This is a genomic window from Paracoccus ravus (genome assembly GCF_004522175.1).
Taxonomy (GTDB): Bacteria; Pseudomonadota; Alphaproteobacteria; order Rhodobacterales; family Rhodobacteraceae; genus Paracoccus; species Paracoccus ravus.
Genome location: NZ_SDEB01000032.1, coordinates 24,899 through 32,444, shown reverse-complemented (window position 1 = coordinate 32,444; position 7,546 = coordinate 24,899). Strand labels below are relative to the sequence as shown.

Sequence of the window (7,546 nt, the reverse complement as noted above, 5' to 3'; positions counted from 1 at the left end):
GCCGGCTGATGCAGATGCGCTTCGTCGCCTCGGAAACGACCTTCAGCTATTTCGAGGCACTGGAAGGCTATTTGCAGGAACATGGCCGGCCCGTCGCCTTCTACTCGGACAAGCATTCTGTGTGCCGGGTGACCCGCGCCGAGGCGCGCAGCGGCCATGGCATGACGCAATTCGGCCGCGCCCTCGACGAGTTGAACATATCAATGAGGTTGATTTGTCGCCGCCTCAACGCCACGCCTCGCAAATGCCTCGGCTACCGCACACCCGCCGAGGCTTTCCGAGATGAGCTTTCCAGGCTGGAGACACCATGATGAGCCCTACCCCGCGAGACTGGTGCATTCGGAATAGAGCCCACACCGCAACGCTAAATTGTCTCACGTTGGCATTTCAGGAATGTCACAGTTTTCCGCCTGAAGCATCTGAGCCAAAGTCGGAGAACGGGCGTGGGATGGGTGATGATCAGCGCTCGTGAGGCCTGGGATTGCCACCGACGGTTGCGATGGCGGAGATGTCCGCCATGCCCGGCTGCCCGCTGATGCCGCGCCAGGTTACCTTTCTGAATGGCCAGAAACGGGACAACTCTGAGTGATGCAACACGTCTTGTAGCCACGCAGTGCTATTTATGGATGCGACTTTTATGCTCGACCTGGGTTGAGCGAGGAAAGGATGGCAGAGGTGAACGATAGGTTTTCTCGCCTGTCGCTCTCTGACCAGCGCAAGATCGAGCGCTGGCGCCAGACTTCTTTCGGCAGATGGCACCGCCTTTAAGCCTCATGCATCGAGGGCCGCCCAGACACGACTGCGGCACAGCGGTTTGCCGTTATTTTGCGCAGTGCAAGACTGCTGCGTGAGCAAGCGTGAAAGTTTGGCTGCGAGCGTCCATTTGCAATTTTTTTTGCCGAGCGAAGCGCGCTAGCCATAGGGACAGCGCAGGGAGGGCAACTCCGCCCGAATGAGACACCCGGCCATCTGGCGGTGTTTCTCTCTTCTTCTGGTTGGCGTGCCAAGTGTCATTGACGATTTGGCAAGGTGCGTCCGACACAAAGACGCCCGCCACATCGTCACGCTCCAACAGTGAGGTTCGCGATGTGCGACAGATGTGGAAATGGCTATCACAGCATCATGCAGGCAAGCCGCCGCGGCTTCCTGAAGGGTGGCGCGGCCGCAGTGGCCAGCCTTGCCATTCCGGCAGGCCTGATGGCGCCCGGACAGGCGGCCGCCGCCGGGCTGACGACGATCAAGGCGACCCATGGCGCGGGCCTGTGCAACCTTGGCATCTTTCTGGCCAAGGAACGCCACCTGACCGAAGCCGACGGGGTCGAGTTGGATTTTGTGGTGACGCCCACGACGACGGACGTCGTGACCCTGTTCGGTGCGGGCATGGTCGACATCTCGGTCATCCCCTATTCGAACTTCATCACCCTCGTCGATGCCGGCGCGCCCGTGAAGATGGTCGCTGGCGCGGGTGTCGAAGGCTGCATCCTGATCGGGGCCGAGGGCATCAAATCCGCCGCCGACCTCAAGGGCAAGTCGATCGGCACCTTCCAGGCCGATACGCTGGAAGTCCTGGCCTATGACTATCTGGCCAAGGACGGCGTGGCCTTTGCCGACGTCGACGTGAAATACTTCAACACCTCCCCCGAACTTGCCGCCGCGTTCATCAATGGCGCGATCGACGCGGTCTGCCATATCGAACCCTATGCCACGCAATGCCTTGAGCAACGCGCGGGTGCCACCATCCTCAGCGACGGGATCGACCTTTACGGCAAGGGCTATGCGGATTGCGTTCTGGCGGCCCGCACGCCGTTGCTGGAGGAGAACCCGGCCGCGGTCAAAGCCGTGATCAAGGGCATGCTGACGGCGCAACAGCAATCGGAACAGGATGTCGCCAAGGCACTCGCCGACACGGCGGGGACCTATTACAAATCCTCGCTCGAGGCGCTGACGCTGGCGCAGTCGAGACAGCCCGTCAAGATCGACCAGCGCAACAATGACCGCTTCTTTGCCGACCGTTCGCAGTCGATGAAGAACATGGGCTATGTCCGCAACCTGCTGCCTCCGGAGGCGCTGGACTGGACGCTGCTGTCCGAGGTGATCGCGGAAAACGCCGATCTCTACGGTTCGCTGAAGCTCAAGACCGCCTGACAAGGGGAAACTCTCATGACCGATGGAACCGTGGAAACGCGGCAGGACGGGGTGGGCCGGAACATGCAGCAAAAGCCCAGAAACCCCGGCGCGCTGATGCGCATGGCTGAACCGCTGCTATGGTCGCTGGCCTCGCTTGCGCTTTTCGTCGGCGCGTGGGAGTTCGCGTGGTGGCGGGGATGGGCTAATCCGCTGCTGCTGCCACCACCGCATATCTTTCTGGCGAACCTGCCCGATCAATTCCGCTTCTTTGACCCCAGCGGCGCGCGGGCGGGGGCATTGGGAGAGGGTGGGTCGATCTGGTCCGTCCTTGGCGTGATCGGCTGGACCGCGCTGCGCGTCACGACCGGGCTGATCCTGGGCTTTGTCCTGTCGCTGGCAACCGGGCTTGCCATCCGATACTTCCGCATCTTCGGCAAGCTCAGCCTGCCGCTGGTGACCATGCTGGCCCCGATCTCTCCGGTCGCGTGGATTCCGGTCGCGGTCTTTGTCTTTGGCATCGGCAACCCGCCCGCGATCTTTCTGGTCTTCATCGCGATCTATTTCGTGATGACGCTGGCCACGCTGTCGCTGATCGACAATGTGCCCCGGAACTACATCCAGCTTGCCCAGATCATGGGCTGCTCGAAACGGCAGATCTATCGCCATGTCATCCTGCCCGCGATCCTGCCCGCGCTTTTCGTCACGCTGCGGATGAACCTGTTCGGCGCGTGGATGGTCGTCCTGATCGCCGAGGCCGTCGGCGTCGGCTCGGGTCTTGGGCAGGTCACGATGATGGCCCGCAACACGTTCAACGCCAGTCTCGTCTTTTTCACCATGACGCTGATCGGCATCACTGGCTTTCTGTTCGATCAGGCGCTGCGCCTGATCCAGCGGAAAGTACTGTGGTGGGTCGGTCCGGGAAATGCAGGAGGTCTTTGATCCATGCTCGGTTTGTCGATCAAGAATGTATCTAAAATCTGGAATGCCGACGGGCTGAACCCCGTACCTGCGGTCAGCAACCTGACGCTGGATGTCGCACCGGGCGAGTTCGTGGTATTGCTCGGTCCCTCGGGCTGCGGGAAAAGCTCGCTGCTCTATATCGTTGCGGGGCTGGAAAAGGCGACCTCGGGCTCGGCGAGCTTCGACGGGATCGAGATCACCGAACCCTCGCCCGACCGCGGCCTGATCTTTCAGGAGGCGTCGCTATACCCGTGGCTCTCGGTGCGGGACAACGTGACCTTCGGGTTGAAGATTGCGGGCCATACCCCGGTCAAGCGCGCCGAGGCGGCGGAACGGCTGCTGAAGCTGGTCGGCCTTGCCAATTCCGGCGACAAGCGCCCGCATGAACTTTCGGGCGGGATGCGGCAGCGCGCGGCACTGGCACGCGCGCTGGCAATGCGGCCCCGCGTGCTGCTGATGGACGAGCCCTTCGCCGCGCTCGACATCCAGACCCGAGCAAGAATGCAGCAACATCTGCTGGACATCTGGGAAAGCTCAAAGGCGTCGATCCTGCTTGTTACCCATTCCATCGACGAGGCGCTGGCGCTGGCCGATCGCATCGTCGTCTTCACCTCTCGTCCCGGCCGCATCAAGGCCGAAATCACGCTGGACATGCCCCGGCCCCGCGACCTGCGCAGCCCGGAAATGATCGATTTCGCCCGGCGCTGCGAAGCGCTGCTGGCCGAAGAGGTCGAAAAGGCATTCAAGGAACAGGAACTCGCATGACCACCCAGATCACAACCGCGCGCTGGATCGTCACCGGCGCGCAGGATGAAACCACCCCCGTCATCCACGAGGATGCGGCGCTGGCGAGCCGCGACGGGATCGTGCTGGCGGTGGGTCCGACAGCCGGGATCAAGGCCGCCTATCCCGACGCCGCCGTCACCGACTATCCGCATCACCTAATCATGCCGGGGCTGGTCAACAGCCACCACCATATCGGCCTCACCCCTCTGCAGCTTGGCGCACCCGACTATGCGCTTGAGCTGTGGTTCGCGGCGCGTCTTTCGATGCGCAAGCTGGACCCCTATCTCGACACGCTCTATTCGGCCTTTGAGATGATCTCCTCGGGGATCACCACGGTCCAGCATATCCAGGGCTGGGCAACGGGCGATCTGGACGAGGTCCTGGGGGCCGCGCGCGGCGTGCTTTCCGCTTATGAGACGGTGGGGATGCGGGCCTCATACTGCTATGCCGTGCGCGAGCAGAACCGCTTTGTCTATGAGGCGGACGAAGATTTCTGCGCCCGCCTGCCCGCTGATGCGGGCCGCGCGATGGCCGGACATCTTGCCCGGCAAAAGATGAGCTTCGCCGATTTCATGACGCTTTACGACGAGCTGAAGGCCGGGAACCGCAATTCCCGCGCCCGCATCCAGCTTGCGCCCGCGAACCTGCACTGGATGACGGATGAAGGGTTGCTGGCGATGAAAGAGAAATCCGACGCCGAGGGCGTGCCGATGCACATGCATCTGCTGGAGACTGCCTATCAAAAGGAATATGCCCGCCGTCGCACTGGAACAACTGCCGTCAGACACCTTGAAAAGCTGGGCTTGCTGGGTCCGCAACTGACCCTTGGCCACGGCGTCTGGATGACCGAGGAAGATATCGAGATCTGCGCAGGCACCGGCACCTGCATCTGCCACAACTGCTCGTCGAATTTCCGTCTGCGTTCAGGTGTGCTGCCGCTGATGGAGTTGCAGCGGCGCGGCATGGTCGTCGGCATGGGCATCGACGAGGCCGGGATCAACGACGACCGCGACATGCTGCAGGAAATGCGCATGGTCCTGACCGTGCATCGCGTTCCCGGCATGGATCATTCCGCCGTGCCCTCACCGGTTCAGGTGCTGCGCATGGCCTCGGAACATGGCGCGATGACCACGGCATTCGGGGCCGAGATCGGGCGACTTGATCCGGGCCGGCGCTTCGACGCGGTGGTGCTGGACTATGCGTCGGCTACCTGGCCCTATCAGGATCCGGACATCGCGCCTCTGGACGCCTTGGTCCACCGCGCCAAGACCAAGGATGTTCATGCTGTCATGGTCGATGGCGAGGTAATCTATCGCAACGGGCGCTTTACGCGAATCGACCGCAACACCGTCCTTGCCCAGATCGCCGAGACGATGGCAAAGCCCCGCGACGCGGCAGAGCAGGAAACACGCTGGCTGCGTGGGCAAGTCTTTGGCGCGGTCGAAAAGTTCTACGACGGCTACATCCCGGCGGGCACTTCCCGCATCCCCTTTCAGCAAGGCTCGTCCCGCGTCTGACGCGGACAGGAAACCATCATGACAACGATATTCCGCAATGTGCGCCTGTTGGACCTTGACCGGCCAGAGGGCATGACACCGCCCCGTGACGTCAGCATTGCCGATGGCAGGATTGCCGCCATCGGCGAGGGCCTTGGCAATCCTGATGGTGCAAGGGTAATCGAAGGGAACGCGAACCTGCTGATGCCCGGCCTTATCAACGGCCATTTCCATTCGGCGGTGAACCACATGAAGGGGCGGCTGCCCTCGCTGCCGCTTGAAGTCTTCATGCTATACGAATGCCCGGAACTCGACGTGCTGCGCCCCACTCCGCGCGAGGCCTATCTGCGCACGATGCTGGGCTGCATCGAGATGCTCAAATGCGGCACCACCTCGGTTCAAGACGACTGCTTCTTTGTGCCCAGACCCGAGCCAGAGATCGTCGACGCCGTGGCGCAGGCCTATGTCGACAGCGGCATGCGGGTTCGCCTTGCACTTGACCAACCCGAGGTCAGCGAGCTGGAAAAGCTGCCCTATCTACGCGATCTGCTCCCCACGGACCTGCGCCGCGAGTTGGGCCAGCCCTCGCCCACGTCGCGGAATGAACTGCTGGGTCTATATGATCACCTGATCTCCCGTTGGCACGGGGCGGCGGGCGGACGGATCAAGGCGGCCGTGTCCTGCTCGGCGCCACAGCGGGTCAGTCCGGAATATCTCGGGGCGCTGGACCAATTGAGCCGCGACCATGACCTGCCATTCTACGCCCATATGCTCGAAACGAAGTTGCAGCGTGTCTTCGGGCGCGAACATTTGAACGGGCGGTCGCTGGTGCAATATACCGCCGATCTGGGAATGCTGTCCGAGCGGATGAACGTGATCCACGCGATCTGGGTAGACGACACGGATCTTGATCTTCTGGCGGAAAGCGGTGCCACGGTGGCGCATAACCCCGTGTCGAACCTGCGGCTGGGCAGCGGCGTGATGCGCTGGCGCGCGATGCAGGATCGGAATATCCCGATCTGCCTTGGCGTGGACGAGGCAATCGCCGACGACGCCGTCAACATGTGGTCGGTGATGAAGACCGCAGCGCTGATCCACTGCATCACGGACTGGGACTACGAACTTTGGCCCAATCCGCGAGAGATCTTGCGTGCGGCGACGACTGGCGGCGGTCATGCCATGCGCGAACCGCGACTGGGCAGGATCGAAATAGGAGCGCCTGCCGACCTTAATCTCATCGACCTCGGCGCTATCGCCTACGTTCCCCTGAACGATCTGCCGCGGCAGCTCGTTCATTGTGAATACGGAACTTCGGTGCTGCAGACCATGGTCGCGGGTGACGTCATACGTGACGGAAAAGGACTGACCCGGGTCAATGAAAATGCTCTACTGGCGGAAGCAAGCGCGTTGTTCGAACGTAGGCTCCAAGACATGGACGAAGCTGACCAGAGAATGGCGCGATACCTGCCCTATTACCGAAAAATGTACGACCTTGCCTGCCAGCAAGATGTAGGTATGGAACGTCGCATTCCGCAAGCCCAGCCCCAAAAGAACCGCGGCCTCGCTCTCTGCCCTTTGATCAACGCAGAGTAATCCCTGCTTTGCCGATAACAGGCGATGTTGAGCCTCGGCGGGGTGACCTGATGCCGCAACGCTCCATGAGCGCGCGGCCGGGCGGTATCCGCCAAAGGTCAAGGGCAGCCGCGAAGGCTGCCCTTATGCCGTTACGGTCACCGACGGCGCGATGAATGTCGAGATGTTCGATCACTACACCAAAACCCAGCGGGACCCGACGCTCCGGGCCGGAGACATCATCATCCTCGACAACCTGTCCAGCCACAAGAGCCCCACCGCCGCGGTAACCCTGCGCGACATGAGGAATTTCCGGGCGGTCGCCTCGGCCTCGGCCCGCGGGATCTTGCGGGCCTTCATTGGCGCGAGGATGCAATTCTCGAGCACCGTCATGTGCGGGAACAGGTTGAAGTTCTGGAAGACCATGCCGACATCCTGTCGTACTTTCGCGACATTCTCGCCAGGTTCGACGGTCAGGTCGATGTCCACCAGGGCGTGAAACGCGCCGTAATACTTATTGACGCCGCGGATGATGATGATGGCGTGTTCTGACATGGTTCGGCTCCGGGAAAGGTGCCCGACCTCTTCGGGTCGGGCAGCAAGGG

6 protein-coding genes and 1 pseudogene are annotated in these 7,546 nt (G+C 61.9%); 6 read left to right on the top strand and 1 reads right to left on the bottom strand.

The annotated features are described in order from the left end of the window. From ESZ60_RS18155 to ESZ60_RS18130, 6 genes and pseudogenes are all read left to right on the top strand, one after another. Positions 1 to 311, top strand: a pseudogene (locus tag ESZ60_RS18155) (hypothetical protein); the annotation flags it as partial. Between the two features lie 775 nt (positions 312 to 1,086). Next, entirely contained in the window at positions 1,087 to 2,145 is a 1,059-nt protein-coding gene (locus ESZ60_RS18150; RefSeq protein ID WP_134682121.1) for an ABC transporter substrate-binding protein, read from the top strand. 15 nt (positions 2,146 to 2,160) lie between these two features. After that, the gene (locus ESZ60_RS18145) at positions 2,161 to 3,066 is read left to right on the top strand and encodes an ABC transporter permease (RefSeq protein ID WP_134682120.1); all 906 of its coding nucleotides are present in this window, start codon (positions 2,161 to 2,163) and stop codon (positions 3,064 to 3,066) included. A gap of 3 nt (positions 3,067 to 3,069) precedes the next feature. Next, on the top strand, positions 3,070 to 3,852 hold the full coding sequence (locus ESZ60_RS18140; protein ID WP_134682119.1) for an ABC transporter ATP-binding protein: 783 nt from the start codon (positions 3,070 to 3,072) through the stop codon (positions 3,850 to 3,852). After that, on the top strand, positions 3,849 to 5,390 hold the full coding sequence (locus ESZ60_RS18135) for an amidohydrolase family protein (protein WP_134682118.1): 1,542 nt from the start codon (positions 3,849 to 3,851) through the stop codon (positions 5,388 to 5,390). Before ESZ60_RS18140 ends, ESZ60_RS18135 begins: the two co-directional genes overlap by 4 nt. 39 nt (positions 5,391 to 5,429) lie before the next feature. Further along, positions 5,430 to 6,962 (top strand): amidohydrolase family protein, encoded by a 1,533-nt coding sequence (locus tag ESZ60_RS18130; RefSeq protein WP_245155772.1) that lies wholly within the window; start codon positions 5,430 to 5,432, stop codon positions 6,960 to 6,962. A 174-nt stretch (positions 6,963 to 7,136) separates the two neighbouring features. Here ESZ60_RS18130 and ESZ60_RS18125 read toward each other — a convergent pair whose 3' ends face one another. Further along, complete coding sequence (locus ESZ60_RS18125; RefSeq protein WP_425331334.1) at positions 7,137 to 7,496, bottom strand: ATP-binding cassette domain-containing protein; 360 nt, start codon at positions 7,494 to 7,496, stop codon at positions 7,137 to 7,139. Positions 7,497 to 7,546 lie beyond the last annotated feature (50 nt).

What these genes read in the sequence shown, in the direction of transcription:
- ESZ60_RS18140 (WP_134682119.1), top strand. Translation starts at nt 3,070, where the DNA reads ATGCTCGGTTTGTCGATCAAGAATGTATCTAAAATCTGGAATGCCGAC.
- ESZ60_RS18125 (WP_425331334.1), bottom strand. Translation starts at nt 7,496, where the DNA reads ATGTCAGAACACGCCATCATCATCATCCGCGGCGTCAATAAGTATTAC.
- ESZ60_RS18145 (WP_134682120.1), top strand. Translation starts at nt 2,161, where the DNA reads ATGACCGATGGAACCGTGGAAACGCGGCAGGACGGGGTGGGCCGGAAC.
- ESZ60_RS18150 (WP_134682121.1), top strand. Translation starts at nt 1,087, where the DNA reads ATGTGCGACAGATGTGGAAATGGCTATCACAGCATCATGCAGGCAAGC.
- ESZ60_RS18135 (WP_134682118.1), top strand. Translation starts at nt 3,849, where the DNA reads ATGACCACCCAGATCACAACCGCGCGCTGGATCGTCACCGGCGCGCAG.